Here is a 26,328-nt window from a genome sequence, read left to right on the forward strand (position 1 = left end):
AGCGGGCTCTTCATTATGGTTTGTTTTGCGCGGTCTACAAGGACGACGCTCATGAACGCTCGTTCCCGCCAAGCCGCCAGGCAACGCGCGCTAGCGCACATAAAACAGGGCCCGGAATGGGAAGCGACGTGCGCGGGTACTACAGTGATTTGCAGTCGCCCATTCCGAACGAAGGAGCGCGTCATGAGCGAGATGCAAAAAGCGGTGATCGTCGGCAGCCGGGAGATCGGCGGCAATCACGAGAAGTCGATCAACGACTACACGTGGCGCTTTCTTGCACAGGGCGACTCATGGTTTTCGCTGGGAGCGTCGCTGGCGGTGCCGCCCGACGTGCTGCCGCCGAACGGCAGCGTGCTGTTCTGGTTCAGGCTTCCGGACTCGTCCATCATCGTGAACTCGGCCTATCCGGGAAAGACGCTGGAAAAAATGGTCGATCCGAGTTGGGAGGTCCATTTCAAACGGCTCCTGAGCGGCCCCTTCGCCCACGAATTCGATGCGATTTTCCTGTCCGCGGGCGGCAACGACTTCATCAATGCGATCAGCATCGACCCCGCGACCACCGATGAAAACCTGAAGCCGCGACGCCTCTTGAAGGCCGAGGCGGAATGGTCCGGGCAAGGCCCGGCGCGCTACGTGGATGCGGACGGCTGGAAGCGCTTCACCGAGCGTCTGACCGGCTACTACGACACGCTGCTCGAATGGCGCGACCGCGGCGACGGCGACGGCAAGACGCCCAATCGCGGCATCCCGATCTTCACCCACTCCTACGACTACGCCACCCCGCGCGATGCGCCCGTGTTCGTCGGTCCGAAGAAGTTCGGGACCTGGCTTTGGGAGCCGTTCAACCGGCATCAGATTCCGCCGGAAGATCACATCGAACTTGTCCACTTTTTCCTCGACGCGATGCACGACTTCCAGTCGCAACTGAACGACGCGCTCGTTGCAAGAGGCAACGCGGTCGAGTATCCGAACATCCTCGCCGTCGATTTTCACGGCGCGCTGACACCTGCGGCGGCCAGAACAAATGGCGAAGACGCGTCGTGGGAAAACGAAATCCATCCCACCAGCGACGGCTACGCGACGCTCGCGGAAAAGTTCGGAAGCGAGGTGGTCAGTCGGCTGCGGCGTGCCCGCATCGCGTGAGGCGCGTGAAGCGACCCGCGCGCGTCTATCGCAAGTGCGCGATCAACGCGTCCGCTACCGCGTCGGGTGTTTCTCTCGGCGGAAAATGACCGGCGCCGTCCAGCAGCACGCGCGCGTATCCTGCGGTGAAACAGGCGTCCTGTCCCGCCGACGACTCCGGCTCGTCGCATAGATCGACGGCGCCTTGCAGCATCAGCGTCGGCGTGTCGAGGCGCTCGATACCGCACAGCCGCGCGTAGAGCGCGTCGTAGTCGGGGTCGCTCGGCTCGTCCTGGCGCCAGCGGCGCCGGTAGCCGTTCAGCGTGATCGGCACCCAGTCGGGATTCTCGAAGGCGCGCGCCGTGACGTTGAATTCGGCGTCATCGAACCAGCCGGGCGGCGACCACGTGTCCCACTGAATACGCGCGAAGCCTTTCGGATCGGCGCGGATGAGCGCGGGTGCGTCGTCGAGCGTCATGAACCACTGATACCAGAACTTGCGCGCCTGCGAGAAGCCCGGCAGCTCGAATGCGCCACGCGGCTGGAAAGCGAGCGCGAGCGCCGCGATGCGCCGCACGCGCGCCGGAAAGAGCGCCGCCAGCGTGTAGGCCGCCCGGGCGCCCCAGTCATGACCGACGACATCGAACGTGCGAATGCCAAGCGCATCGGCGAGATCGACGGCGTCCTGCGCGAGCGCGACGGCCGAACCATCGCGCACGGTGTCGTCATGCAGGAAGCGCGTGGCGCCGAAGCCGCGCAGTTCAGGGACGATCGTGCGCAGTCCCGCATCGTTCAGCCGGCGCGCGACCGGTTCCCAGGCGCGCGCCGCGTCGGGCCAACCGTGCAGCAGAAGCACAGGCGGCCCGTCGGGCGGACCCGCCTCGGCATAAACGATGTCGAGCTTCGATGTCTTCGCATGCAGGTTGAATTCGAGCATGGTCCACCTTGGCCGGATAGGAAAAACCATTCTAGCGAAGGCGTGCATATCGCGTGTTCGGGAACCACCGTGGGCTTTCATCCATGCGCCCACATGCCGTCGTGTTTGCTGCGATGCAGTGTCGAAAGTCCGGTACGTTAAGTGGAAACCCTCATACGCAATACAAATAAGACCGCTATCCTTGTCCCGGCCCACTCGCTGCCCTTTTCTGGTGAATTGACCCGGGAGGCCTGTTTGAAGCGACATCGCGCCGCATAGTCGGAGCGGGTTTCGCAGCGTGCACGCGTTCGACCAGCACGCCGCTTCCCTTCCCGACGGGCGCATAGCGGAGTCTCAAACATGCAGTTGCCAAAAACGCTTTTCGGCGGTGCCAAGGATCTGTTGCCTGATTATGTATTTTTGAGCATGTCTCATCGGCAGAAGATCGGACGCTTTCCGAACCTGATCAAGCCGACCACATTCAACGAGAAGATCCTTTATCGTTGCCTGCATCCTGATCCCCGGTATGCGGATCTCACCGACAAGCTCACCGTCCGCGACTACGTGAAGTCGAAGATAGGCGAGGAGTATCTGATCCCGCTGATCGCCGAGCCCGACTCGTTCGACAAAGCCGTATTCGACGCGCTTCCATCCGCTTTCGTCATGAAGGCGAATCACGGAAGCAGTTTCGTCAAGGTGGTCAAGGACAAGTCGCAGACCAGCTTCGAAGAACTGGCGGCGCTTGCCGATCAATGGTTGTCGAAGGACTTCTATCGCGTGGCACGCGAGCGGCATTACCAAACGATCAAGCATCGGATCTACTTCGAAACGCTGTTGCTCGACGAACGCGACGACGTTCCCGCCGACTACAAGCTGCATGTTTTCGCGGGCGCCGGCGGACGCAGGACCGTTTTCATCTGCGTGATTTCAGACCGTTTCAACGAACATCCGCGCGGCGATTTCTACGACGCCCAATGGAATCTGCTCGACATCGGCATCGGCCATTTCGAGCGCAGCAAGTCGCCTGATCCGCGCCCGGAAAACCTGTCGATGCTGCTCGATATCGGACAACGGCTGGCGGAAGACTTCGAATACGTGCGGGTCGACCTTTATGCGCCGCGAGGCCGCGTCTATTTTGGCGAACTCACTTTCACGCCTGGCGCGGGTGTGCTTCAGCTTCGGCCGGACAGTGTCGATTACGAGTGGGGCACGTATTTCCGGTTGCACGAGCGCGCCGAAGCCACGCTGGATCCGGCGCCCGCTGGCCGGCTGCCGAACGGCGGCGGCAAATGACCGCGTGACGCACGTTCACTGCGCTTCGCCGCCGGCGATCGTCTGAATGATGGTCTCAAGCTGCGCGCTCATCGGCAGGTTGAGGCTCGTGCCCGAAGGCAGGCGGCGCAGGAACCAGCGCTTGTACTGACGATCGATTTCTCCGTCCGCCGCGAGTTCCTGGAAGGCATCCTTCACGACCTGCGCGAGTTGCGGGTCGTCCTTGCGGAACATGATGCCGTAGGGATCGTAAGAGAGATAGTCGCCGACGACGCGATACTCGCCGCCCGAGCCGGCATGTTCCGCGATCAGGCCGTAGAGCAGCACGTCGTCGGTGGCGAACGCGTCGGCCTGACCGTGGGTCACCTGCGCGAAGCCCTGCGCGTGGTCGGGCACGACTTGCAAGCGGATGCCGAGCCGGAACTTCCGGTCCAGATCGCGCAGCGTCTTCTCGTTGGTGGTGCCGGCCGTCACCGCCACCTTCTTGCCCGCGAGGTCGCGAAACGAGGCGATCGGCGAGCCTTTCTTCACCATCACCTTGGTGCCGGCCACGAAGAAGATCGGCGAGAACGCCACGCGTTTCTGGCGCTCCAGATTGCTGGTCGTCGAGCCGCATTCGAGGTCGACCCGGCCGCCCGCCACGGCGTCGATGCGATTGTCGGACGTGACCGGCACCCACTGGATGGTCAAGGTCCGGTTGACCGCATCCTCGATCGCCGATACCAGTGACTTGCACAGTTCGATCGAATAGCCGATCGGCACGTTGCGCGCGTTCAGGTAGGAGAACGGCACCGAGGCGTCGCGATAGCCCAGCGCGATCGTGCCCGCCGCCCGCACCTTGGCGAGCGTGCCGGTCAGTGCGGCCGGCGCCAGGTTGTCGGGAACCGGAGCGGACGGCGGCGCGTCGTCCGCTCTCGCGGCCGAGCAGGCGATCAGCAAGCCTGCGATGGCGAGCATCGACCACAATCGCGGCGTCTTCATGGCTCGCTCCCCGTCAGGTCTCTGCCGGATGCGCGATCGTCGACTCCAGTTCGGCTTCGATGCGCGCCGCGTTGGCCTCGGCATCGGCCTCCGACAAGAGTTCGCCTTCCCACTTCGCGACCACCGCGCTCGCGATCGAGTTGCCCACTGCATTCGTGGCGGAACGGCCCATGTCGAGGAAGGTATCCACGCCGAGGATCAACAGCAACCCAGCCTCCGGGATGCCGAACTGGTTGAGCGTGGCGGCGATCACCACCAGCGACGCCCGCGGCACGCCTGCCATCCCTTTCGACGTCAGCATCAGGATCAGCAGCATCGTCAGTTGCGTGCCCAGCGCGAGGTGGATGTTGTACGCCTGCGCGATGAACAGTGTCGCGAAGGTGCAATACATCATCGAGCCGTCGAGGTTGAACGAATACCCCATCGGCATCACGAAGCTGGAGATCTTGCGCTTCACGCCGAAACGGTCGAGCGCGTCGAGGATTTTCGGATACGCGGCCTCGGAACTCGCGGTCGCGAACGACAGCATGAACGCCTCCTTGATGAGCGTCAGCAGCCTGAACACGCGCGGCCCGAGGAACAGGAAACCGGCCGCCGCGAGCAACGCCCACAAGATGAAGAGGCTAAGGTAGAAATCGCCCATGAAGACCGCGAACTTCAGCAGGATCGTCAGTCCGTTGACGGCCACGGTCGCGGCCATCGCGGCCATCACCGCGAGCGGGGCGAGCTTCATCACGTAGCCGGTGATCTTCAGCATGACGTGCGAAAGCTGGTCGATGGCCGCCACGAGAATCTTGCCCTTCTCACCGAGCGCGGCAAGCGCGATGCCGAAAAACATCGAGAACACGACGATCTGCAGGATCTCGTTGTTCGCCATCGCCTCGGCGAAGGACCTCGGGATCATGTGCCCGACGAAATCCTTGAGCGTGAACTTGGATGTCGCCAGATTCGCCGATGCGCCGATGTCCGGCAGCGGCAGTCCGAGATTCTCGCCGGGCTTGAGGAGGTTGGACATCAAAAGGCCGAGGAGCAGCGAGATCAGCGAAGCGGTGACGAACCAGCCGAGCGCCTTCGCGAAGACGCGCCCGACCGAGGCCGCGTCGCCCATGTGCGCGATGCCGACGACGAGCGTCGAGAACACGAGCGGGCCGATCACCATCTTGATGAGTCGCAGGAACACGTCCGACACCAGCGAGATATAGCCCGCGATCTCGGTGGCCGTTTTTTTGTCGGGGAAACTCGAGTAGATCATGTAGCCGATCCCGATGCCGACCAGCATCGCAATCAGAATCCAGATGGCCGCGGCGTTCTTTCTGTTCATCTCGAAGCCTCCATTCACTGCAGTGTATGGGCGGATGGCAAGGTCGAAACAGGATGCGACAGGCGTTGCACGCGAGGCTACAGGCTACGGGCCGCGGAAGCGCGAACCATTTCCCGACAGCTTACGGCAGATCGTCGAATGGCGTACAGCATCGCGACGAGGTGACCAACGCCCGCCAGTGCAGACGCGGCTTTGGATTGGAAAAGGGGTCGGCCGCCGTCGCGAACAGGCGGCGAGAAGACGGGCGCGCGCGTGTACGACGTCGCGGCCCATGTGGGGTATTCGAAGCGCTTCGGTCGTGAAGTGGCTAGTCCAGGCGACCGCTCGCCAGCCCATCTTGCGGCGGTGGCGGAAAGCAGCGCGTCAGCTTTGCGCCGCCTGGATCATTTTCCAGCCGTTGCCGGCAGGATCGCGGAAACCGGCGTCGACGCTGCCGTAGCGCTCGACCGGCTCCTGTGTGAATTCGACGCCGCTCGCCTTGAACCGGGCGTAGCTGGCGCGGCAGTCGGATACCGAGAAGACGAGCGGCGGCATGGCGCCCTTGGCGACCATCGCGCGCAGCGTTTGCGCGGTGGCGTCATCGTGAACGGGCGGGCCGGGCGTGAACAGGCCGAGCTGGAACGAAGGCTGGTCCGGATGCTGGACCGTGAGCCATCGGTAAGAACCGTTGCGCACGTCCGTATGGACGCGAAATCCGAGTTTGTCGACGTAAAAGGTGAGCGCTTCGTCCTGGTCGTCGACGTACAAGCCCACCACACTGATTCCCTCGTTCATGACACCTCCTTGGTTGATGGACTGACTGTATCGTCGGCCAGGCGGCGGCGCTTCTCCAAAACTGCGATGTTGAGATCCGGACGCTGCGCGGCCTTCAGGACGCAGGCAGGCACGCAGTCCAGCCGAGGCATGCTCGCCTGCGCCTCCCGGCGCATGGCGCCGGGGCTGCGGCCAGTGACGTCGCGGAAGATGCGGCCAAACGTGCCGAGACTCTCCCAGCCGGTGGCGAACGCGATGTCGGTGATGCTGAGTCCGGTGTCGCGCAATAGGGCTATGGCCTGCTCGATGCGCCGCGTCAGCAGGTAGCGATGCGGCGGAATACCGAAGGCCCGTTTGAACGAGCGTGCAAAGTGCGCCTCTGAGACACCGCTGACCGCGGCGAGGCGCTCGACGGGCCAGGCTTCGTGCGAGGCGGCATCCATGCGGTCCTTGGCGCGCAATAGACGACGCAGCAGGGCCGGGTCCTGCAATGGCTGGGCGCTACGGCGTTCGCGAGAGGCCATGAGTTCCGAAGACGCGGGCGAGATGCACGTAGTTTAGTCTCAACGCGGATACCGCTCGAAGCCGTCCGAGGAAAGCGGCTCACCATCCGATTGTCCGAAATTCTATTTTTTTCTGTTCTAAGCAGGTGTAGCGTTTCGAGGTTGCAGCGGCGCCGCGTGTCACGAGCCGGCGGCGCCGAGTGGAAGAAATCCATACGACGTGCTTACAAGCAGCATGCTTATTTTCCGCCAACCCGCGCAAAGGGAGTGATTCCGATGAGCACCGTTCTACCCGCAGCAGGCACCGCCGCCGATCGCGAGCACGAGCTTCTCAAGACCCTCTCCGGCCGACGCGCGATCGTGGTCTCCACGATCGGCAACGCGCTCGAATGGTTCGACTTCATGGTCTACGGCTTCTTCGCCGTCATCATCTCCAAGCTGTATTTCCCCGCCACCAGCCCGACCATCTCGCTGCTCGCCACCTGGGCGACCTTCGGCGTCGGCTTCATGACGCGGCCGCTCGGCGGCATCGTGCTCGGTGCGGTCGCGGATCGCGTCGGCCGCAAGTCGGCGCTCACGCTCACCATTTCGCTGATGGCAGTCGGCCTCGCGTTCATCGCCTTCGCGCCGACCTATGCGTCGATCGGCATCGCCGCGCCGATCCTCATGCTGATCGGCCGGCTGATCCAGGGCTTCTCGGCGGGCGGCGAAGTGGGCTGCGCCACGGCGTTTCTCGTCGAATACGCGCCCGCCAACCGGCGCGGTTATTTCGGCAGCTACCAGATGGTCGCGCAGGCGGTGGCGAGTCTTTGCGGTTCGCTTTTCGGCGCCGTGCTGACGCGCTCGCTCAGCCCCGAGCATCTGAGCAGCTGGGGCTGGCGCATTCCGTTCGTAATCGGACTGATGATCGTGCCGGTCGGACTTTATCTGCGCTCGAAGCTCGACGAATCGCCGGTGTTCGTCGAGAAAAGCGAGAAGAACGAACTGACTTCGACGCCGATCCGCGATACCGCGACCAAGCACTGGATGCAGGTCGCGGCGGGCTTCGGCCTGACGGTGTTCGGCACGATCGGCACGTACATCTTCCTGCTCTATCTGCCGACCCACGCGACGCGCGTGCTGCACATGCCGCTCACCGACGGCCTCGTCAGCTCGACGGTCGGTGCGCTCGTGTATCTGGTGTGCTGTCCGGTGTTCGGCACGCTGTCGGATCGCATCGGGCGCAAGAAGCTGATGCTGACGGCGCTCATCTTGTCGATCATCACCGCGTACCCGATCTTCGCGGTGCTGACCGCGCATCCGAGCCTGCCGATGCTGATCGCGTGCCAGGCGCTGCTGATGCTCTACCTCGGCATTTTCCAGGGCTGCTATCCGGCGTTCATCGCGGAACTGCTGCCGTCGAGCGTGCGCTCGACGGGCATTTCGGTGAGCTACAACGTCGCCGTGATGATCTTCGGCGGCTTCGCGCCCGCCATCGTCCAGTGGCTCACGATGACCACCGGCGACGCGCTTTCGATCTGCTATTACGTGATCTTCGGCAGCGCGGTGGCCTTGTTCACGCTGCTGCCGTTGCGCGATCGGTACAGCGAAGCGCTGCGGTAGGCGTCGCGTTCAGGCGCGCCGAGTTGCCAGTTCCGCGCCTTGCCGCAACGCTTCGAGCAGGCTGCCTTCATCGGCGATGCCTTTGCCCGCGATGTCGAACGCGGTGCCGTGATCGACCGACGTGCGGATCACATCCAGCCCGACCGTCACGTTCACGCCCGCTTCGAGCCCGAGCACCTTCACCGGGCCGTGTCCCTGATCGTGATACATCGCGACGACCAGATCGAAGTCGCCGCGTCCCGCGCGATAGAACAGCGTGTCGGCGGGAAGCGGCCCGGTCACGTCGAGCCCGCGTTCCTGCAGCACCTTCACCGCCGGAATGATCTTTTCCTCTTCCTCGCCATAGCCGAAAAGGCCGTTCTCGCCCGCGTGCGGATTGATCCCGCACACGCCGATGCGCGGCTTCGCGATGCCCGCCTTCACGAGCGTCGCGTTGCCGCGCTCGATCGTGCGTTGCACGAGGCCCGGCTCGATCTTGCGGATCGCGTCGATGATGCCGATGTGCGTCGTCACATGAATCACGCGCAGTTGCGGCGCGACGAGCATCATCGACACTTCGTCGATGCCCGTCAGTTGCGCGAGCATCTCCGTGTGGCCGGGAAACTTGTGGCCGCCCGCGTGCAGCGCTTCCTTGTTGAGCGGCGCGGTGCAGATCGCGTCGATGTCGTTCGCCTGCGCCAGCTTCACGGCGCGCGCGATGTACTGGTACGCGGCGTCGCCGGCCACCGCCGACAACGCGCCGAACGGCAGGTCGTGGGGAATCAGGTTCAGGTCGATGCAGTCGATCGTGCCCGGCTCGTATTGCGCCTGCGACGCCGCTTCGATGCGACGTACCTTCGCCGTGCCGCCCACGATCTCGTTCGCACGTTCGAGCCGGCGCGCGTCGCCGATCACGAGCGGGCGGCATTGCGCGTAGACGGCGTCGTGCGTCAGGCTTTTAACGATGATTTCCGGACCGACGCCGGTGGCGTCGCCCATCGTGATGCCGATTACGGGAAGATAGTTGCTCATGATGTCGTTTCGATTCGGTTGGGTTTTTCAGCGCGCGGCGACGGAGGCCGCTGCGCTTCGTTCGGGTGCCGCGGCGCCGCGCAGGTGCAGATAGGCGCCGTAGAGCGCGTGTTCGCTGCCGAAGGCGCCCGCTTTCGTGACGATCGCCGGCAGGAGCGCCGTGCCCGGCCGCGCGACGGCGACGCCCGCCTCGACTTCCGCCAGCAATTCCAGACTGCCGATGTTCACGGCCGCGAGCATCGCGCGCGCGGTCTCGCCGCCCGTCGCGATCAGGCCGTCGAGATGCGCGAAATGCGGCGCGACGAGCGCGGCGAGCGTCGTCGAAAGATGGGCGCCCTCGGCGGGATCGAAGGCTTCGTCGCGGCCGATGCGCACGATCAGGTCCGCGCCCGCTTGCAGCCGCGCGCCGATGCGGCCGAGCCACTCGCCCCACGCCGGATGATCCGCGCCTTCGCGCAGCACCGCGGGCGGCACGATCAGTTCGGTCACGCCGGCGCGCTCGCGCAGCATCGCGCACTGGCGCTCGGAAACGGCGGACAGACTGCCGACGAGAATCAGGATCGCGCCCGCCGACTTCGCGACGTGCCTCACGGAGAGCGTTTCGCTGTCGAACAGATCCGGCAGCGCGGCCAGTTCGCGCGAGAGGCCGCCCGAGCCGACCCAGAAGAGCGGCTCGCTCATTGCTGCGGTGACGCGTGCGAGCGCGCTCAGGTCGTCGCTGGTTTCGGCATCGACGATCAGTGCCTGGATGCCGTTCGATGCCGACGCCGCGATCTTTTCGCGCAGTGCGTCGGGCGCGCCGCGCAGGGCGTCGGCGGACAGCACCTCGGTGCGCAGGTTTTCGGCTTGCAGCAGCGCGGCGAGACCCGCGTCGCGGCCTGCGTTCTCCAGCTGCCACGTTTCGGTCGATTCCAGCGGCGCGCCGTGCACGAGCACGCGGCCCTCGCGCACCGTGCGGCCGGTCGCCGGAAACGCGGGCGCGACGATCGCGAGACCCGCGAGCGGTTGCAGCGCCGCGACTTCGGCGGTCCAGTTGCCGCGCAAGGTCGAGTCGATCTTTTTGTACAGCCGGCGTCCCGGCGACTGCAACGCGCGCCACGCAGCCGCCGTGCGCGCTCCCGCTTCGGCCGGCGTGAGGCGACGCGTGTCGGTATCGGCGGCGATGACGGTCGCGGTCGTGTCGATGCTCGTCCCGGCGGACGTCGCGTCCAGCGTCACGACCGTGCGCCGTCCCGCGCCCGCGAAGCCGATCGCGCAGTCGGCTGCGCCGGAGAGATCGTCGGCGATGATGAGCAAGCCCGTCGTCATTGCGTCGCCTCGCGCGTGATCCGCCGTTCGCTCACGCGCTTCGCCACCGCCGCCGTCAGGATAGGCGAGACGATCGCCGTGACGACGACGCACGCGGCCACCAGCAGCGTCGCGCTCTTCGCGGCTTCGGCGTAGACGGGATTGGCGGCCGCGATCAGCGCCGGCACGGCCGCCGCGTTGCCCGCCGTGTTCGCCGCCGCCGTGCCCGCGACGCCCGTGCCGCCCGTCAGGCGATCGGTCAAATAGAGAGGAATGCCGGTCACGACGACCACCGCGAGTCCCAGCCCGATGCCGAGCAGCCCGGCTTGCCAGACCTTGTGCAGATCGAGGCTCGCGCCGAGCGCCAGCGCGAAGAACGGGATCATCACGGGCACCGCTTTGGCGAGGAAATCGCGCATTTCGCGGTCGAGGTTGCCGAGCAGCATACCGAGCGCGAGCGGCAGGATGCTGCGGAGGCGCGTCGGCCACGGAAACGCCGACAAGCCCGCCACGCCGAGCGTCACCATCGTGAGGAACGGGCCGGATTCGAGCGACATGATCGTGTACGCGCCGACGTCTTCCGACTTGCCGTACTGGCCCATCAACGCCATGTAGAGGCCGCCGTTGGTATCGTTCATCGCGGCGACGACGGCGAGCGTCGAAATGCCCGCGAACAATCCCGACGACACCGGCTGCTCGCCGAGAAAATGCCCGAGCACCACACCGACGACGATCGCCGTGCCGACTTTCGCGGCGAAGAGCGCGCCGCCTTTTTTCAGCAGATAAGGCGTCGCCTTGACGTTGATGCTCGCGCCCATGCAGACGTAGAACACGGCGAGAATCGGCAGCGCGCCGGTGAAGAGCGCGTTCGTGAACGAGCCGAAGAACTTCGGCATGCCGGGCAGAAAAGTCGCGACCAGCGAACCGATCAGAAGCGGCACGATCATCATGCCGCCGGGCACGCGCTCCACTGCGCGCTTGATGTAAACCTGGGCCATTCATGTCTCCCACTTGAGTTGCGTGCGTGAACCGATCATTTTGTGATTGAATCAATCAAACGGGAGTGTAGGCGTTCTGCGCGATTCGCGCAAATTGATCGGCACCGGGGTTTTCACCGATCATGGGTCAGTCATTTTCGCATTAAATGATCGGATCGGTCATTTTTTGTAGCCGAGTGCGTCGTCGTGGTGGATCGAGCATTCGGCGCGCCCGCATTGTCGTGCGCAAGCGGCGATTCGCTAAACTGTGCGCCGCCCGGATCACAACCACATTCACAGGGACTCCATGAAAGTTGCGAAACGCCGCGAGGCGATGCTGCGAGCCGTGCTGTCGGGCATGAACGACGTGAGCGCGCTGTGCGAGCATTTCGGCATGTCGGAGGCGACCGTGCGGCGCGATCTGCGCGCCCTCGCCGACGAACGGCGCATCGTGCGCACGTATGGCGGCGCGGCGTCGGCGGCGTCGGTCGGCATGCACGAGCCGGAGGAATCGCTCGATACGCGCAGCGAAAGCTTTCGCGAGCAGAAGGAAGCGATCGCCCGCGCGGCGGTGGCGCACGTGCAGGACGGCGACACGATCTTCCTCGACGGCGGCACGACCACCGCCGCGCTCGCGCGCTGTCTCACGGGCCGCGACGGCATCCACGTGATCACCAACAACCTGCTCGCGGTGAGCCTGCTCGCCCCCGCCGACGTGCCGGTGACGCTGATCGGCGGCGACGTGCGTCCGTCGAGCATGAGCACACTCGGACCGCTCGCGCAGATCGCGCTGTCGCGCCTCACCGTCGACAAGGCGTTTCTCGGTGCGGACGGCGTCGTCGCGGGCCGTGGATTGTGCGAGGCCACGGCGGAGCAAGCGTATCTGAAGGAATGCATCATCCGGCAGGCGGCGAGCGTGTTCGTGCTGGTGACGTCGAACAAGCTTGGGCGCGCGAGCCAGCAGCACTGGACGCCGCTCGAACGCGACTGGACGCTCGTCACCGATGCGCCGCGCGATGCGCCCGCGCTTACGGACTTCACGCTCAGGGACGAAGTGACGGTGGAATCGGCGCAGGCTTCGCTGTAGCGCAATCGGCCACGCCGTCTTAAGCCCCGGTTAAGGAAAGCCGCCTAACGTTGGTTTCGAATCACCCCGCGAATCCCCTCCTTCCGGCCGCCTCGGCGGCCATCTTTTTTGGCCGATCCCCGTGAAGACACTCTTGCGGCTCTGCGTCGCGCTTATCGTGCTCGTCGTGTTCGTCACGCTCGGCGCGGCGGCGCTTTCGATCGTCGCCAAGGTGTTTGTGCACGCGTAGTCGTCGCGCTCGGCGCCAGTCGAATCGCCTCGCGACGCGGCAGTCGCGCGCTATCATCGACACCCGATCTCACGAAACGTCATCGTCCATGAATGGTCCCGCCGACTTCGCCGACTTGTCCGCTACCGCGACGCGCGACGCCTTGCGTGTCGAATATCGCTGGCTCAATGCCGCGCTCGCCGACGCGCCCATCGCCGTGTTCCTGCACGAAGGACTCGGCTCGATCGCGATGTGGCGCGACTGGCCGCAGTCGCTCTGCGATGCGCTCGGATTTCGCGGCATCGTCTACTCGCGCCCCGGCTACGGACGCTCGACGCCGCGCGCGGCCGACGTGAAGTGGTCGGTCGATTTCATGCACCGCCAGGCCGACGACGTGCTGCCCGCGCTGCTCGACACGCTCGGCGTCGATACGGCCGCGCGCCGCCGCATGTGGCTGATCGGGCACAGCGACGGCGGATCGATCTCGCTCCTGTACGCGGCGGCGTTTCCGGACGCGCTCGCGGGCGCCGTCGTGCTCGCGCCGCACGTGATGGTGGAACCGATGTCGGTCGAAGCGATCGGCGCGGCGCGCGAGGCGTATCGGGCGTCGGGTCTGCGCGAGAAACTCGCGCGCTATCACGAGGACGTCGATTCGGCGTTCTTCGGCTGGAACGACATCTGGCTCGACCCGGCGTTTCGCGCGTGGGACATCACGGGCGAACTGTCGTCCATCGCGTGTCCGCTGCTCGCGATTCAGGGCGACGAGGACGAATACGCGTCGATGGCGCAGATCGACATGATTGCGCAGCGCGTCGCGCAGGCCAGACTGGCGAAACTGCCAGCCTGCGGTCATTCTCCGCATCGGCAGATGCCGGAGCGCGTGAACGACGAAATCGTCGCGTTCGTGCGCGGCCGCTAATCGCGCCGTCCGGGCATGGAACGTGCGCGCCCGGCGCTCGCGCGAGTGCGGCCGGCCGGTTCTGCGAACGTCTCGGGGAGTGCCTATACTGGCTGAGTAATTCGATGCCGGCGTCCCCGAATCGCCCACGGCTCGCGCACCCGGAGCCGGTCTGCCGGCCTGTTTTCGGCGCCCTCGCGCGCTGCAACCGCTGCAAAGCGGCTGCCTGTCTCTCCAAGCCTCGTCCTGCCAGGAGAATCGCACAATGCAACAGCACGTCCCCCAAACCAGCAGCACCAGCACCTCCCGCACGCCGCCCGTCCCCGACGTGAAGGCGCACCAAACATCCGAAGCGCACAGCGAGATCAACGGCAGCCACGCCGCCGAAGTGCTCGCGCCGCCGGTCGCGCCGGCCTCGGCACCGACGACGCCCGTCGAACTGACAGTCAACGGCAAGAACTATTCGATGTCGCTCGATCCGCGCACGACGCTCCTCGACGCGCTGCGCGACCATCTGCATCTGACCGGCACGAAAAAGGGCTGCGACCACGGCCAGTGCGGCGCGTGCACCGTGCACGTGAATGGCCGCCGCGTCAATTCGTGCCTGTGCCTCGCAGCCAACCACGAAGGCGACACGATCACGACGATCGAAGGCATCGGCAGCCCGGACAACCTGCATCCGATGCAGGCGTCGTTCGTCGAATGCGACGGCTATCAGTGCGGCTACTGTACGTCGGGGCAACTGATGTCGGCGGTCGCGCTGCTCGACGAACCGGTCGGCCCGGCCGACGCCGACGTGCGCGAAGCGATGAGCGGCAACCTGTGCCGCTGCGGCGCGTACCAGAACATCGTCATGGCGATTCAGGCCGTGCGCGGCAAAGCCTGAGGAGCGCCGACATGGAACTATTCCAGCTTTCGCGCGCAAGCGACGTGCGCGACGCGATCACCGCGGGCGCGTCTTCGCGCACCGCGCAGCAAGGCGCCGACGTGCGTTTCCTCGCGGGCGGCACGACGCTGCTCGACCTGATGAAGCTCAACGTCGAACGTCCAGGGCGCGTGATCGACATCTCGCGCCTGCCGCTCGACAAGATCGAAGCGACCGCTGATGGCGGCGTGAAGATCGGCGCGACGGTGCGCAACGCGGACCTCGCGCAGCATCCGCTGATCCGCGAGCGTTACGCGGTGCTCTCGCAGGCGCTGCTCGCGGGCGCGTCGGCGCAACTGCGCAACATGGCGACCACCGGCGGCAATCTGCTGCAACGCACGCGCTGCGTCTATTTCCGCGATACCGCGATGCCCTGCAACAAGCGCGATCACGGTTCGGGCTGCTCGGCGATCGGCGGCTTCAACCGCACGCAGGCGATCCTCGGCGTGAGCGACGAGTGCATCGCGAGCAATCCGTCGGACATGAACGTCGCGCTGATGGCGCTCGACGCGACCGTTCACATCCAGGGCACGCGAGGCGAACGCGCCGTCGCCATCGACGACTTCTTTCTGCTGCCCGGCGACACGCCCGAGCGCGAAACCGTGCTCGAACCCGGCGATCTGATCACGCACGTGACGCTGCCGCCGCCCGTCGCGGGCAGCCGGTCGGTGTATCTGAAGCTGCGCGACCGCGCGTCGTATGAGTTCGCGCTGGCATCGGCGGCCGTGGTGGTGAATGTCGTCGACGGCAAGCTGGATCATGTGCGCGTCGCGCTCGGCGGCGTCGGCACGAAGCCGTGGCGTTCGCGCGAAGCGGAAGCCGCGCTCGCCTCCATCGCGCCCGACGCCGACGCGTTCGCCCGCGCCGCCGCCGACGCGCTCGCCGGCGCGAAGCCGCAGAGCCAGAACGGCTTCAAGGTCGAACTCGCGAAGCGCTGCCTCGTGCACGCGCTGAAGCTCGCCACCGCGCCCGCCTGAGGAACCCTTCACATGTCCACTACGATCGAATCCAAGCCGTCCGTCATCGGACAGCCGCAACGACGCATCGACGGCCCGCTGAAGGTGAGCGGCCGCGCCACCTATACGTCGGACGTCGCGTTTCCCGGCTTGCTGCACGCCGTGCCGGTATGCAGCACCATCGCGAGCGGGCGCATCACGTCGCTCGAATTCGCCGCCGCCGAACGCATGCCGGGCGTGCGCGCGATCCTGCATCGCGGCAACATCGGCAAGTTCTTTCGCATCTCGGGCAACTCGATGGACACCGGCTACGTCGACGAAGCCCGCCCGCCCTTCGACGACGACGTGATCCGCTATTACGGCCAGTATGTGGCGCTCGTGGTCGCCGAGACGTTCGAGGCGGCGAGCGCGGCGGCCGCTGCCGTGAAAGTCGGCTATGACGTCACGCAGCACGACGTGAGCGATCACCTCGAACCGGAGGGCGAGCCGAAAACCGAAAGCGAGCGCGGCGACGCCGCGAAGGCGTTCGACAGCGCGTCCGTCACCGTCGACGAAACCTACGTGACGCCGGTCGAAACGCATAATCCGATCGAACTGCACGCGACCGTCGCGCAGTGGGACGGCGAGGGCTACACGTTCTACGAAACCACGCAGGCCATCTCGAACCACCAGGGCACGCTGATGCAGATGCTCGGCCTGCCGAAGGAAAAGGTGCGCGTGATCTCGCGCTATCTCGGCTCGGGTTTCGGCGGCAAGCTGTGGATGTGGCCGCATTCGCTGCTCGCGGCGGCCGCCGCTCGCCACACGAACCAGCCCGTCAAGCTCGTGCTGAACCGCAAGATGATGTTCCAGAACGTCGGGCATCGGCCGGTCACGCAGCAGCGCATGCGCCTTTCCGCCGATGCGAACGGCAAGCTCACGTCGTTGCGGCACGACTATCTCAACCACCGCGCGCTGCTCGACGAATACGCGGAAAGCTGCGGCGAAGCCACGCCGGTGCTCTACAGCACGCCGAACCTGCGCGTGACGTCGGGCACGGTGAAACGCAACGTCGGCTCGCCTACCGCGATGCGCGGACCGGGCGCCGTGCCGGGCCTCTTCGCGCTCGAATCGGCGATCGACGAACTCGCGTTCAAGCTCGATATGGACCCGGTCGAGTTCCGCATCATGAACGAACCGAAGGTCGACGAAAGCACCGGCCTGCCGTTCTCGTCGCGTCATCTGGTCGAGTGCCTGCGCACCGGCGCCGACAAGTTCGGCTGGGCGAAACGCACGCCCGGCATCGGTTCGATGCAACGCGACGGGCTCACGCTCGGCTGGGGCGTCGGCGCGTGCAGCTGGCCGGGCATCCGCTTTTCCGCCGACGCCACCGTCGACCTGAGAGCGGACGGCACGGCGCGCGTCGTCTGCGGCACGCAGGACATCGGCACCGGCACGTACACGATCCTCGCGCAGCTCGTCGCGGCGCAGACCGGCATCGCGCTCGACAAGATCGAGGTCGGCCTCGGCGACACGGCGCTGCCGCTCGGCCCGATTTCGGGTGGCTCGGCGGCGACCGCGTCGGTCATTCCGGCCGTGTCGGATGCGGCGCGCGCGGCGGCCAAGGCGGTGCTCGCGCGCGCGGCATCGCTCGAAGGCTCGCCCTTTGCCGGCGCAAAGCCGGAAGAGCTCGCGTTCAGCGAGGGCCGCGTGCACCGCAAGGGCGATGCGGCGTCGAACGGCGTGCCCTTCGACGAAATCCTGCGCGCCGCGCAGATGCACGCGGCGTCGGGAACCGGCAGCGCGAAAGGCGGGTTCGACGATCCGCTCAAGAAGGAGTATTCGATCTATTCCTACGGCGCGCACTTCGCGGAAGTGACGTGGCAGCCGGAGATCGCGCAGTTGCGCGTGAGCCGCGTCGTGACCGTCATCGATGCGGGGCGCATCCTGAATCCGCATGCCGGGCGCAACCAGATCGAAGGCGCGGTGGTGATGGGCGTCGGCATGGCGCTCTTCGAGCACACGAGCTACGACCCGCGCAACGGCGCGCCGGTCAACAACAATCTCGCGGATTACATCATCGCGTCCAACGCGGACACACCGGCGCTCGATGTCACCTTTCTCGATTACCCCGATCCGGTGTTCAACGAACTCGGGGCGCGCGGTATTGCGGAGATCGGGCTTGCGGGCATTGCGTCGGCGATCACGGGCGCGGTGCATCATGCAACCGGCGTGCGCGTGCGCAAGCTGCCGGTGATGATCGAGGATCTGCTCGGCGCGGTTTGAACGCACGGCTTCGTGCGAGGGCGGGCCTCTGCGGCCCGCCTTTTTTGCGCCTGTGGCGTCGAGCGTGGCCGTTCGCGTGCAACGACGGTGCCATCGACGTATCATGTCCGGTTCCCGCGCATTGCGACCGAACCGCGATTCGACGCAACGCACTCAATCGACCAAGCGACCAGCGACGGACCCCATTCATGTTCGAAGCCACCCTTTCGGCCACGCTGCCGAAGCCCGCGTTCTATGACGAACTCGCGATGCAGGCGCGCGCGCTCTTCGCGGGCGAATCGAATCGCATCGCCAACGCCGCGAATTTCTCCGCGCTGCTCTATCACTCGCTGCCGGACCTCAACTGGGCCGGTTTCTATTTCATGACCGACGGCGAACTCGTCGTCGGTCCGTTCCAGGGCAAGCCCGCCTGCGTGCGCATCGCGCTCGGGCGCGGCGTGTGCGGGCGCGCGGCGCAAACGCGCGAAACGCAACTCGTCCCCGATGTCCACGCGTTCCCGGATCACATCGCGTGCGATGCCGCCTCACGATCCGAAATCGTCGTCCCGTTGCAGACGAGCGCGGGCGAACTGATCGGCGTGCTCGACATCGACAGTCCGCAGCTCGCCCGTTTCGACGACGACGACCGCCAGGGACTCGAAGCGCTCGCGCGGCTGTTCGTGGAGTCGATCGAAGGCTGACGCGGCGCGCTCACCACGCGCGGTGCACCGCGATGCGCCACGCCCGGCCACGCCCGGGATCGAATTCAGCGAAGAAGCGATAACATAAGGTCACGCGTCCAGCCCGCCGTACCCAGACGCAAAAAGAACAGACATGCCATCAGCCAAGCCCCAGGGAGCCCCCATGAGTGAAGTCATCAAGCAGGAAGGACTGCAAGTTGCAGCAAACCTGAAGCAATTCGTCGAGGATGAAGCGTTGCCCGGCACCGGCATCGACAGCGCCGCGTTCTGGAAAGGATTCGACGCGCTCGTGCACGATCTCGCGCCGAAGAACCGCGCGCTGCTCGCCGAGCGCGACCGTCTTCAGACCGAACTCGACAACTGGCATCGCGCGAATCCCGGCCCGGTCAAGGACGTTCGCGCCTATCGCAAGTTTCTGGAAAGCATCGGCTATATCGTGCCCGCGCCGGCGAGCGTGGTCGCGACCACGTCGAATGTCGATCGCGAAATCGCCGAGCAGGCGGGCCCGCAGCTCGTCGTGCCGCTCTCGAATCTGCGCTACGCGCTCAACGCGGCGAATGCGCGCTGGGGCAGCCTGTACGACGCGCTCTACGGCACCGACGCGATCCCCGACACCGACGGCGCCGAAAAGACCGCGCAGTTCAATCCGAAGCGCGGCGCGAAAGTGATCGCCTACGCGCGCGCCTTCCTCGACGACTCGGCGCCGCTCGCGGACGGTTCGCATGCCGATGCGACGCGCTATAGCGTCGAGCACGGCCAGCTGGTGGTCACGCTGAAGGACGGCCGCACGGGCCTTTCGAACCCCGAGCAGTTCGCGGGCTTCCAGGGCGACGCGAGCGCGCCGTCGGCGGTGCTGCTCAAGCACAACGACCTGCACTTCGAGATCCAGATCGACGCGAACGGCTCCATCGGCAAGACCGATGCGGCGCACGTGAAGGACATCCTGATGGAAGCGGCGGTGAGCACGATCATCGACTGCGAGGACTCGGTCGCCGCCGTCGATGCGAACGACAAGGTCCAGCTCTACCGCAACTGGCTCGGCCTGATGAAGGGCGATCTCGCGGAAGAGGTGTCGAAGGGCGGCAAGACGTTCACGCGCAAGCTTAACGCGGACCGCGAATACACGACAGCCGATGGCGGCACGCTGAAGCTGCACGGACGCTCGCTGCTCTTCATCCGCAACGTCGGGCATCTGATGACGAATCCCGCCGTGCGCGATCGCGACGGCAACGAGATTCCGGAAGGCATCCTCGACGCGGTGATGACCACGCTCGGCGCCCTGCACGACCTGCAGCGCAAGCTCAACTCGCGCACCGGCTCGATCTACATCGTGAAGCCGAAGATGCACGGTCCCGCCGAAGCGGCGTTCTCGGACGAACTGTTCACGCGCGTCGAAGACCTGCTGAAACTGCCGCGCCATACGCTCAAGATGGGCATCATGGACGAGGAGCGCCGTACCAGCGTGAACCTCAAGGCGTGTATCGCGGCGGCATCGGCGCGGGTGGCGTTCATCAACACCGGCTTCCTCGACCGCACCGGCGACGAAATGCATTCGTCGATGGAAGCTGGTCCGATGATGCGAAAGGGCGACATGAAGTCCTCGGCGTGGATCGCGGCTTATGAGCGCAACAATGTGCTCGTCGGGCTGGACACGTCGCTACGCGGCCGCGCGCAGATCGGCAAGGGCATGTGGGCGATGCCCGACCTGATGCACGCGATGCTCGAACAGAAGATCGCGCATCCGAAGGCCGGCGCGAACACCGCGTGGGTGCCCTCGCCCACGGCGGCGACGCTGCACGCGCTGCACTATCACCAGGTCGACGTGCAGTCGGTCCAGCAGGACATGGAGAGCATCGACTACAACGCCGTGCGCGACGAACTGCTCGACAAGCTGCTCACGATTCCGGTCGTCGCGAGTGCCGAGTGGAGCGACGAGGAGCGCACGAGCGAAGTCGAGAACAACGCGCAGGGCATTCTCGGCTACGTGGTGCGCTGGGTCGATCAGGGCGTCGGCTGCTCGAAGGTGCCGGACATTCACGACGTCGGCCTGATGGAAGACCGCGCGACGCTGCGCATCTCCAGCCAGCACATCGCGAACTGGCTGCGTCACGGAGTCGTCGACGAGGCGATGGTGAGGAAGACGCTCGAACGCATGGCCGTCATCGTCGACGAGCAGAACGCCGCCGATCCGTACTACAAGCCGATGGCGCCCGCGTTCGATTCGTCGCTCGCGTTCATGGCGGCGTGCGCGCTCGTGTTCGAGGGACGCACGCAGCCGAGCGGTTACACGGAGCCGTTGCTGCACAAGTTCCGGCTGATGGCGAAGAAGGTCTGATCCGCAACTGCGGAGTTTGAACGGCCTATTTGCCGCATGAAATGCGGCGAATAGGCTTGCCTCGCTCTACGAACTCGCCGGCTGATGCCGCAAGTCTGATCCCGCGCATTAGCCGCTCAATATTTTTCCAGCGCGCAACGATGTAATACTCGCTCCACCCTGACGGCACAACGCACGGAGTGGAACATGGTTGCATCGACGCATCCCGTTGACGAAGTCCTGCCTTTCGGACAAATGCTCGCGGTCGGCATCCAGCACGTGCTCGTCATGTACGCGGGCGCGATTGCCATGCCGCTCATCATCGGCGCGGCGCTCAAGCTGCCGAAGGATCAGATCGCGTTTCTCATCAGCTCAGATTTGTTCGCGTGCGGGCTCGTCACGCTGATCCAGTGCATTGGAATCTGGAAGTTCGGCATCCGGCTGCCGGTCATCATGGGCGTGAGCTTCGCGCCCGTCGGACCGATGGTGGCGATGGCAAACTCCGGCGCGGGGCTCACCGGCATCTTCGGCGCGACGATGGCCGCAGGCGTCTTCGCAATTCTGATCGCGCCGTTCTTCGGACGGCTGATGCGCTTTTTTCCGCCGATCGTCACCGGCACCATCATCCTGACGATCGGCGTGACGCTGTTTCCGGTCGCGATCAACTGGGCCGGCGGCGGGCGCGGCTCGCCCACTTTCGGCGATCTGCACAATCTGATGATCGCCGCCGTCGTGCTGCTCGCCATCCTTCTCGTCAACAAGTACCTGAAGGGCTTTCTCGCGAACATCTCCGTGCTGCTCGGCATGGTGATCGGCTTTCTGATCGCGCTGCCGCTCGGACTCGTCGATTTCTCCGGCATCGGGCGCGCCGCGTGGTTTGCGCCGGTGCGCCCGTTCGCGTTCGGCATGCCGACCTTCGACCTCGCCGCGATCGCCTCGCTGTGCCTCGTGATGGTCGTCATCATGGTCGAATCGCTCGGCATGTTCCTCGCGCTCGGCGATCTGGCGCGCCGTCCGGTCACGCGCGACGACGCCTCGCGAGGGCTGCGCACCGACGGCCTCGGCACGCTGCTCGGCGGCATTTTCAACACGTTTCCGCACTCGTCGTTTTCGCAGAACATCGGGCTCGTCGGCATCACGGGCGTGCGCAGCCGCTGGGTCGTGGTCGTGTCGGGCGTCTTGCTGATGCTGCTCGGCCTCTTGCCGAAGCTGTCGAACTTCATCGCGTCGATTCCCGTCGTGGTGCTCGGCGGCGCGGGAATCGCGATGTTCGGCATGGTCGCCGCGACGGGCGTGAAGATTCTCAGCAAGGTGAACTACGAGAACAAGAACAATCTGCTGATCGTGGCGATCAGTCTGGGCGTCGGCACGATACCGCTCGTCGCGCCGACCTTCTTCCACCAGATGCCGACGTGGGCCGGACCGCTCACGCACAGCGGCATCACGCTCGCGGCGATCTTTTCAATCGGCCTGAACGCGTTCTTCAATCGCGGCGAGACGGCCGAGGACGTCGAGCGGCAACTCGCCGAAGAGTTGCCGATGAGTCTGCGAACCGGGCCGCGCGACGAATGAAGCGGCTTGCCGCGCTTACTCGTCCGACCAGAGCTTGCCCGCCGTCGCCCAGTTCTCGCGTTTCACGTCGGTCAGGATGATGTCGACGGAACCCGGCGAACAGCCGAGCGTTTCGCAGGTCGTGCGCGTGATCGCTTCGACGAACTTGCGTTTTTCTTCGAGCGTTCTGCCTTCGAAAAGCTGGATGTTGAAAGTCGGCATGATGTGTGTTGTTCCGGGTTGAAAATCAGTCGCGATACGAAGGATCGATGCGGTCGAGCTTGCGCCTGAGCGCCGGCCATTCGAGGCCGCCTTCGACGGCGTCGTTGTCGTGAAGCTGGCGCGCCGTGCGCTCGACGACCGCGTCCGCGGGCACTTCCAGCCGCGTCTGGCCCGCGAGCGCGCGCAATTGAATGTCGCATGCCTTGATGAGCGTGTCCATCAGCACATAGGCCTCGGCGATCGTCCGGCCGAGCGTGAGCGGCCCGTGATTGCGCAGGAGCATCGCGCGCTTGTCGGCGAGACTCGCGACGAGCCGCCCGCCTTCGTCCGGCGTGAACGCCAGGCCTTCGTAATCGTGATACGCGAGATGGCCGTGAAAGCGCATCGCGTGTTGCGAAGCGGGCAAGAGGCCCGCCGGTTGCGCCGAGACCGCGATCGCCTGCGCGACGTGCAGATGCATCACGCACATCGCATCTTGGCGCGCGCGATGCACCGCGCCGTGCAGCGCGAAGCCGGTCGCGTTGACGGGATGCTCGCTCTCGCCGATCACGGTGCCGTCGATGTCGATCTTCACGAGGTTCGATGCGCACACTTCGTCGAACGCGAGCCCGAACGGGTTGATCAGGAAGCGGCCCGGCTCGCCGGGGACGCTCGCGGAAATGTGCGTGTAGACGACATCGTCCCAGCCGTTCAACGCGACGAGGCGATAGGCGGCGGCGAGGTCGATGCGGACCGCGCGTTCGTCGTCGGACATGGCGCCCGTGGCCGCGATGCGGCGCTCAGGCTGGTGGGTGAACGACATGCGAATCTCCGTGGTTGGCGGGCTGCGCCCGGCGCTGGACGAACGCCTGCACGGCCCACGATGCAAGGACGAAAGGCGCGGTCAGCGCGAGAATGCCGAGCGACGCAGCCGCGCGCTCGACGAGCACGCACACGACCACACCGCCGAGCACGCCCTTCACGCCGTATTTTGACGTGGCGAGCGCCGTGAGTGTCGCATTGAAACCGCAGGCGCCGCTCAACGCGACGGCGGCGGGCGTTCCGGCGAGCGCGTGGAGCGCGATGCCGAGCGTGCTGCCCGCGAGCGCCCACGCCGCGCCGACCGGCCGCGCCGGTTGCGCCGCGACCAGTCCGGCGAGAATCAGCAAGCCCGCGACGAAACCCGTCGCAAAGACGATCGGAGCGAAGCCCGCCACGACGGCGGAGGCCCAGGCGGCCGGCGTGTCGATTGCGAGCGCAGCCGTCGCGTTCGATGGCGGATCGGCGAAAAGGGGCAGCCAGCACCATGTCGCGAGCACAGCGGGACTGGAATACGCGGGCAGGCGCCAGCGCTGCAACGCGCGGCCGAGCCGGAAAGAGAGTTCGGTGGCGAGCATCGCCGAGACGATCGCGACGGCGCCCGCCTGCGAATCGTCGCGGATGAACGCGAAGGCCGCGAGCGCCGCGAGCGCGCCGTTGAAGCCGTAGAGGTCCTCGCGCATCACGGGCGAACTGGCGTCTTCGACGATGCAGGCGATCACGTTGCCCGTCAGCGCGCCGATCAGAAGCGCGCAGGCGAGACGGGGACTGAACGAACAGACGGCCGCGACGATCAGGGCACCCGTAGCGGCATGGCGTTGCAGGAGGATTTGGCCGATGCTGCGCGCGAAGCCGCGCAGCGATTCGCTGGTGGCGGATCCGGCAAGAAGAATTGTGGACATGCGATGCGCACCCGAGCGGAGCGCGTCACTCGCGAGGGCACTACGCGTCGACGATCGAACGTCGACGCGTGGTCACCCGGTGAGGACGCTGAAGTCGAGCCGCAAGGATAAGCCAGCGCGCATCCGTCAGGCGACGGCGACGTGAATACCGGCTATCAGACGGATGGGCGGGCGGACCCCGGTAGAAAGATGCAGGGCAGCGCGGTAATGCGGCCGCGTTCCGGTTCAGTTGACCGCGAGCGGCATCCACGGATCGACGCCGGCCGCCGGATACAGGCGGGAAACGTCCTTGCTAATGCGGACGATTTCCTGAAGGTTGTCCCGAAAATTGGGACTTTTCTCGTAGCTGATGTAGGTGGCGTCGACGATTGCGGACAACGTGAACAGGACGAAAGCGAGTCGTTCGAGGATGAAATAGCGGTGTGGCATGGCGGTTTTCCAGATTTTCCGCCGCAATTGTAACAGAGCTAAGGGTTTTCCCCTAGGAAAAATTAGGCCGTTGCCGCGATCGTTACCCGTCACTCTCCCGAATCGAGGAGCCGTGACGGCAAAGGGCCGTGACGTCCATCGTCATGTACGGAAAAAGCGGCAAACGGCTCAATACATCGTGCAGATGCGCCGGGCTTTCGACATCGAAAACGCTGACGTTCGCATAGCGCCCCGCGATGCGCCACAAATGCCGCCAGACGCCCTCGCGCTGCAACTGCTGCGACATGGCCTTCTCCTCTTCCTTCAGCGCCGCCGCGCGCGCCGCGTCCATCTCCGGCGGCAGATTGACCGTCATCTCGACATGAAACAGCATCGTTACTCCTCGAAAGTGAAAGCCTCCGCTCTCAAAGCGGAGGCAGAATCGTCGGTGTTGGTCAGGCCGCGGCGCGCGCACGCTCCACTTCGGTCGTCGGCACGTCGCTGCGCTCGCCGACGAGTGTGAAGTCGAAGTCGATCAGCGCAAAGTTGCCTTCTACGCCGTAGGGCTTGCCCTCCATACCTTCCGCCTTCTTCACTTCGGGCACCAGCCCGTCACGCGTCGCGAATGCGAAGTCGTCCCACAGATACGGATCGCCGTCGATGTTGATCTGAGTCGTCAGCTTGCGATAACCCGGCGCCGATACGAAGAAGTGGATATGCGCCGGCCGATGACCGTGACGCCCCAGTTGATCCAGCAGTTGTTGCGTCTTGCCGCCCGGCGGCACGCTGTATCCGACCGGCACCACGCTTGTGAACGCGTATTTGCCGTCGGCGTCGGTGCGGATCGAGCGACGCAGATTGAACGCGGCCTGCGACGTGTCGAAGTGCGAGTAATTGCCGAGATGGTTGGCGTGCCACACCTCGACCAGCGCATTGGCGAGCGGCTTGCCGTCGTCGCTCAACACGCGACCGCGCATCACGAGCGTTTCGCCCGGAGCGGTGCCATCGTCGAGACGCGCGTGGCCCACCGATTCGGGCGCGCCCGCCACGTAGAGCGGCCCTTCGATCGTGCGAGGCGTGCCGCCTTCCAGTCCGGCCTTCGCTTCCTTCTCGTCGAGACGCGCATCGAGAAAATGCTCGAAGCCCAAGCCCGCCGCGAGCAGACCGAACTCGCCGCTCTGCCCCGTTTCGCCGAGATAATTCAGCGCGGTCCAGAACTCGCTCGGCGTGACGTCGAGATCTTCGATCGTATGAAACAGATCGCGCACGATGCGATTGACGATGATCTTCGTGCGGGCGTTGCCTTCGCTCGTCGCGCTGTCATTGATCTTTTGCAGCAGCGCGTCGATGGTTGCCGTGTTCATTTTCG

General features: G+C 65.4%; 25 protein-coding genes. 11 read left to right on the forward strand and 14 right to left on the reverse strand.

Going from position 1 to position 26,328, the window contains the following annotated elements; genetic code table 11:
- Positions 1–183 precede the first annotated feature (183 nt).
- The gene (locus QCE48_RS21300; protein ID WP_309783954.1) at positions 184–1,143 is read left to right on the forward strand and encodes a hypothetical protein; all 960 of its coding nucleotides are present in this window, start codon (positions 184–186) and stop codon (positions 1,141–1,143) included.
- 25 nt (positions 1,144–1,168) lie between these two features.
- Here QCE48_RS21300 and QCE48_RS21305 read toward each other — a convergent pair whose 3' ends face one another.
- A complete protein-coding gene (locus tag QCE48_RS21305; protein WP_309783955.1) occupies positions 1,169–2,059 on the reverse strand; it encodes an alpha/beta hydrolase in 891 nt (296 codons plus the stop codon).
- A gap of 339 nt (positions 2,060–2,398) precedes the next feature.
- Here QCE48_RS21305 and QCE48_RS21310 point away from each other — a divergent pair, with 339 nt between their 5' ends.
- Positions 2,399–3,331, forward strand: a complete 933-nt coding sequence (locus QCE48_RS21310) for an ATP-grasp fold amidoligase family protein (RefSeq protein ID WP_309783956.1) — start codon at positions 2,399–2,401, stop codon at positions 3,329–3,331.
- A gap of 15 nt (positions 3,332–3,346) precedes the next feature.
- On the opposite strand, the gene QCE48_RS21315 is transcribed toward QCE48_RS21310, so the two are convergent.
- The 4 genes from QCE48_RS21315 to QCE48_RS21330 all read right to left on the reverse strand — a co-directional run bounded on the left by QCE48_RS21315 (position 3,347) and on the right by QCE48_RS21330 (position 6,889).
- The gene (locus QCE48_RS21315; RefSeq protein ID WP_309783957.1) at positions 3,347–4,291 is read right to left on the reverse strand and encodes an amino acid ABC transporter substrate-binding protein; all 945 of its coding nucleotides are present in this window, start codon (positions 4,289–4,291) and stop codon (positions 3,347–3,349) included.
- Positions 4,292–4,304: 13 nt separating this feature from the next.
- Entirely contained in the window at positions 4,305–5,612 is a 1,308-nt protein-coding gene (locus QCE48_RS21320; RefSeq protein ID WP_309783958.1) for a dicarboxylate/amino acid:cation symporter, read from the reverse strand.
- A 363-nt stretch (positions 5,613–5,975) separates the two neighbouring features.
- Entirely contained in the window at positions 5,976–6,386 is a 411-nt protein-coding gene (locus QCE48_RS21325) for a VOC family protein (protein WP_309783959.1), read from the reverse strand.
- Entirely contained in the window at positions 6,383–6,889 is a 507-nt protein-coding gene (locus tag QCE48_RS21330) for an AraC family transcriptional regulator (protein WP_309783960.1), read from the reverse strand. The genes QCE48_RS21325 and QCE48_RS21330 overlap by 4 nt, the downstream gene beginning before the upstream one ends.
- 255 nt (positions 6,890–7,144) lie before the next feature.
- On the opposite strand from QCE48_RS21330, the gene QCE48_RS21335 reads away from it, so the two are divergent.
- Positions 7,145–8,470 carry an MFS transporter gene (locus tag QCE48_RS21335; RefSeq protein WP_309783961.1) on the forward strand — a complete coding sequence of 442 codons (1,326 nt, stop codon included), beginning with the start codon at positions 7,145–7,147 and terminating at the stop codon, positions 8,468–8,470.
- 9 nt (positions 8,471–8,479) lie between these two features.
- Here the strand turns inward: QCE48_RS21335 and pdxA are convergent, their stop codons facing one another.
- Genes pdxA through QCE48_RS21350 form a run of 3 tightly spaced genes read right to left on the reverse strand, consistent with a single transcriptional unit; the run spans position 8,480 to position 11,766 of the window.
- The gene (pdxA, locus tag QCE48_RS21340; RefSeq protein WP_309783962.1) at positions 8,480–9,481 is read right to left on the reverse strand and encodes a 4-hydroxythreonine-4-phosphate dehydrogenase PdxA; all 1,002 of its coding nucleotides are present in this window, start codon (positions 9,479–9,481) and stop codon (positions 8,480–8,482) included.
- A gap of 27 nt (positions 9,482–9,508) precedes the next feature.
- The gene (locus QCE48_RS21345) at positions 9,509–10,789 is read right to left on the reverse strand and encodes a four-carbon acid sugar kinase family protein (RefSeq protein WP_309783963.1); all 1,281 of its coding nucleotides are present in this window, start codon (positions 10,787–10,789) and stop codon (positions 9,509–9,511) included.
- Complete coding sequence (locus tag QCE48_RS21350; protein ID WP_309794298.1) at positions 10,786–11,766, reverse strand: 2-keto-3-deoxygluconate permease; 981 nt, start codon at positions 11,764–11,766, stop codon at positions 10,786–10,788. Before QCE48_RS21350 ends, QCE48_RS21345 begins: the two co-directional genes overlap by 4 nt.
- A gap of 286 nt (positions 11,767–12,052) precedes the next feature.
- On the opposite strand from QCE48_RS21350, the gene QCE48_RS21355 reads away from it, so the two are divergent.
- The 8 genes from QCE48_RS21355 to QCE48_RS21390 all read left to right on the forward strand — a co-directional run bounded on the left by QCE48_RS21355 (position 12,053) and on the right by QCE48_RS21390 (position 22,650).
- Positions 12,053–12,832, forward strand: coding sequence for a DeoR/GlpR family DNA-binding transcription regulator (locus QCE48_RS21355; protein WP_309783965.1), 780 nt, complete (start codon positions 12,053–12,055; stop codon positions 12,830–12,832).
- Positions 12,833–13,149: 317 nt separating this feature from the next.
- Positions 13,150–13,959, forward strand: a complete 810-nt coding sequence (locus QCE48_RS21360) for an alpha/beta hydrolase (protein ID WP_309783966.1) — start codon at positions 13,150–13,152, stop codon at positions 13,957–13,959.
- Between the two features lie 244 nt (positions 13,960–14,203).
- Entirely contained in the window at positions 14,204–14,824 is a 621-nt protein-coding gene (locus tag QCE48_RS21365) for a 2Fe-2S iron-sulfur cluster-binding protein (protein ID WP_309783967.1), read from the forward strand.
- 11 nt (positions 14,825–14,835) lie between these two features.
- On the forward strand, positions 14,836–15,840 hold the full coding sequence (locus QCE48_RS21370) for a xanthine dehydrogenase family protein subunit M (RefSeq protein WP_309783968.1): 1,005 nt from the start codon (positions 14,836–14,838) through the stop codon (positions 15,838–15,840).
- 12 nt (positions 15,841–15,852) lie between these two features.
- The gene (locus QCE48_RS21375; RefSeq protein ID WP_309783969.1) at positions 15,853–18,084 is read left to right on the forward strand and encodes a xanthine dehydrogenase family protein molybdopterin-binding subunit; all 2,232 of its coding nucleotides are present in this window, start codon (positions 15,853–15,855) and stop codon (positions 18,082–18,084) included.
- Positions 18,085–18,272: 188 nt separating this feature from the next.
- A complete protein-coding gene (locus tag QCE48_RS21380) occupies positions 18,273–18,764 on the forward strand; it encodes a GAF domain-containing protein (protein ID WP_309783970.1) in 492 nt (163 codons plus the stop codon).
- A gap of 163 nt (positions 18,765–18,927) precedes the next feature.
- A complete protein-coding gene (locus QCE48_RS21385) occupies positions 18,928–21,099 on the forward strand; it encodes a malate synthase G (protein ID WP_309783971.1) in 2,172 nt (723 codons plus the stop codon).
- Positions 21,100–21,285: 186 nt separating this feature from the next.
- Positions 21,286–22,650, forward strand: coding sequence for a nucleobase:cation symporter-2 family protein (locus QCE48_RS21390; RefSeq protein ID WP_309783972.1), 1,365 nt, complete (start codon positions 21,286–21,288; stop codon positions 22,648–22,650).
- Between the two features lie 15 nt (positions 22,651–22,665).
- On the opposite strand, the gene QCE48_RS21395 is transcribed toward QCE48_RS21390, so the two are convergent.
- The 6 genes from QCE48_RS21395 to catA form a co-directional block, all read right to left on the reverse strand.
- Complete coding sequence (locus QCE48_RS21395) at positions 22,666–22,851, reverse strand: 4-oxalocrotonate tautomerase (RefSeq protein WP_116561446.1); 186 nt, start codon at positions 22,849–22,851, stop codon at positions 22,666–22,668.
- Positions 22,852–22,876: 25 nt separating this feature from the next.
- The gene (locus QCE48_RS21400) at positions 22,877–23,653 is read right to left on the reverse strand and encodes a class II aldolase/adducin family protein (protein ID WP_309783973.1); all 777 of its coding nucleotides are present in this window, start codon (positions 23,651–23,653) and stop codon (positions 22,877–22,879) included.
- Complete coding sequence (locus tag QCE48_RS21405) at positions 23,631–24,551, reverse strand: urea transporter (protein ID WP_309783974.1); 921 nt, start codon at positions 24,549–24,551, stop codon at positions 23,631–23,633. The genes QCE48_RS21400 and QCE48_RS21405 overlap by 23 nt, the downstream gene beginning before the upstream one ends.
- Positions 24,552–24,776: 225 nt before the next feature.
- A complete protein-coding gene (locus QCE48_RS21410; RefSeq protein WP_309783975.1) occupies positions 24,777–24,980 on the reverse strand; it encodes a hypothetical protein in 204 nt (67 codons plus the stop codon).
- A gap of 82 nt (positions 24,981–25,062) precedes the next feature.
- Positions 25,063–25,353 carry a muconolactone Delta-isomerase gene (gene catC, locus QCE48_RS21415; RefSeq protein ID WP_309783976.1) on the reverse strand — a complete coding sequence of 97 codons (291 nt, stop codon included), beginning with the start codon at positions 25,351–25,353 and terminating at the stop codon, positions 25,063–25,065.
- A 61-nt stretch (positions 25,354–25,414) separates the two neighbouring features.
- Entirely contained in the window at positions 25,415–26,323 is a 909-nt protein-coding gene (catA, locus tag QCE48_RS21420) for a catechol 1,2-dioxygenase (RefSeq protein WP_309783977.1), read from the reverse strand.
- Positions 26,324–26,328 lie beyond the last annotated feature (5 nt).

Source organism: Caballeronia sp. LZ024 (genome assembly GCF_031451455.1).
Classification (GTDB): Bacteria; Pseudomonadota; Gammaproteobacteria; order Burkholderiales; family Burkholderiaceae; genus Caballeronia; species Caballeronia telluris.

Excerpts from the sequence above, each read along its gene's own strand:
- QCE48_RS21300 (WP_309783954.1), top strand. The coding sequence starts at position 184 with ATGAGCGAGATGCAAAAAGCGGTGATCGTCGGCAGCCGGGAGATCGGC.
- QCE48_RS21305 (WP_309783955.1), bottom strand. The coding sequence starts at position 2,059 with ATGCTCGAATTCAACCTGCATGCGAAGACATCGAAGCTCGACATCGTT.
- QCE48_RS21310 (WP_309783956.1), top strand. The coding sequence starts at position 2,399 with ATGCAGTTGCCAAAAACGCTTTTCGGCGGTGCCAAGGATCTGTTGCCT.
- QCE48_RS21315 (WP_309783957.1), bottom strand. The coding sequence starts at position 4,291 with ATGAAGACGCCGCGATTGTGGTCGATGCTCGCCATCGCAGGCTTGCTG.
- QCE48_RS21320 (WP_309783958.1), bottom strand. The coding sequence starts at position 5,612 with ATGAACAGAAAGAACGCCGCGGCCATCTGGATTCTGATTGCGATGCTG.
- QCE48_RS21325 (WP_309783959.1), bottom strand. The coding sequence starts at position 6,386 with ATGAACGAGGGAATCAGTGTGGTGGGCTTGTACGTCGACGACCAGGAC.
- QCE48_RS21330 (WP_309783960.1), bottom strand. The coding sequence starts at position 6,889 with ATGGCCTCTCGCGAACGCCGTAGCGCCCAGCCATTGCAGGACCCGGCC.
- QCE48_RS21335 (WP_309783961.1), top strand. The coding sequence starts at position 7,145 with ATGAGCACCGTTCTACCCGCAGCAGGCACCGCCGCCGATCGCGAGCAC.
- pdxA (WP_309783962.1), bottom strand. The coding sequence starts at position 9,481 with ATGAGCAACTATCTTCCCGTAATCGGCATCACGATGGGCGACGCCACC.
- QCE48_RS21345 (WP_309783963.1), bottom strand. The coding sequence starts at position 10,789 with ATGACGACGGGCTTGCTCATCATCGCCGACGATCTCTCCGGCGCAGCC.
- QCE48_RS21350 (WP_309794298.1), bottom strand. The coding sequence starts at position 11,766 with ATGGCCCAGGTTTACATCAAGCGCGCAGTGGAGCGCGTGCCCGGCGGC.
- QCE48_RS21355 (WP_309783965.1), top strand. The coding sequence starts at position 12,053 with ATGAAAGTTGCGAAACGCCGCGAGGCGATGCTGCGAGCCGTGCTGTCG.
- QCE48_RS21360 (WP_309783966.1), top strand. The coding sequence starts at position 13,150 with ATGAATGGTCCCGCCGACTTCGCCGACTTGTCCGCTACCGCGACGCGC.
- QCE48_RS21365 (WP_309783967.1), top strand. The coding sequence starts at position 14,204 with ATGCAACAGCACGTCCCCCAAACCAGCAGCACCAGCACCTCCCGCACG.
- QCE48_RS21370 (WP_309783968.1), top strand. The coding sequence starts at position 14,836 with ATGGAACTATTCCAGCTTTCGCGCGCAAGCGACGTGCGCGACGCGATC.
- QCE48_RS21375 (WP_309783969.1), top strand. The coding sequence starts at position 15,853 with ATGTCCACTACGATCGAATCCAAGCCGTCCGTCATCGGACAGCCGCAA.
- QCE48_RS21380 (WP_309783970.1), top strand. The coding sequence starts at position 18,273 with ATGTTCGAAGCCACCCTTTCGGCCACGCTGCCGAAGCCCGCGTTCTAT.
- QCE48_RS21385 (WP_309783971.1), top strand. The coding sequence starts at position 18,928 with ATGAGTGAAGTCATCAAGCAGGAAGGACTGCAAGTTGCAGCAAACCTG.
- QCE48_RS21390 (WP_309783972.1), top strand. The coding sequence starts at position 21,286 with ATGGTTGCATCGACGCATCCCGTTGACGAAGTCCTGCCTTTCGGACAA.
- QCE48_RS21395 (WP_116561446.1), bottom strand. The coding sequence starts at position 22,851 with ATGCCGACTTTCAACATCCAGCTTTTCGAAGGCAGAACGCTCGAAGAA.
- QCE48_RS21400 (WP_309783973.1), bottom strand. The coding sequence starts at position 23,653 with ATGTCGTTCACCCACCAGCCTGAGCGCCGCATCGCGGCCACGGGCGCC.
- QCE48_RS21405 (WP_309783974.1), bottom strand. The coding sequence starts at position 24,551 with ATGTCCACAATTCTTCTTGCCGGATCCGCCACCAGCGAATCGCTGCGC.
- QCE48_RS21410 (WP_309783975.1), bottom strand. The coding sequence starts at position 24,980 with ATGCCACACCGCTATTTCATCCTCGAACGACTCGCTTTCGTCCTGTTC.
- catC (WP_309783976.1), bottom strand. The coding sequence starts at position 25,353 with ATGCTGTTTCATGTCGAGATGACGGTCAATCTGCCGCCGGAGATGGAC.
- catA (WP_309783977.1), bottom strand. The coding sequence starts at position 26,323 with ATGAACACGGCAACCATCGACGCGCTGCTGCAAAAGATCAATGACAGC.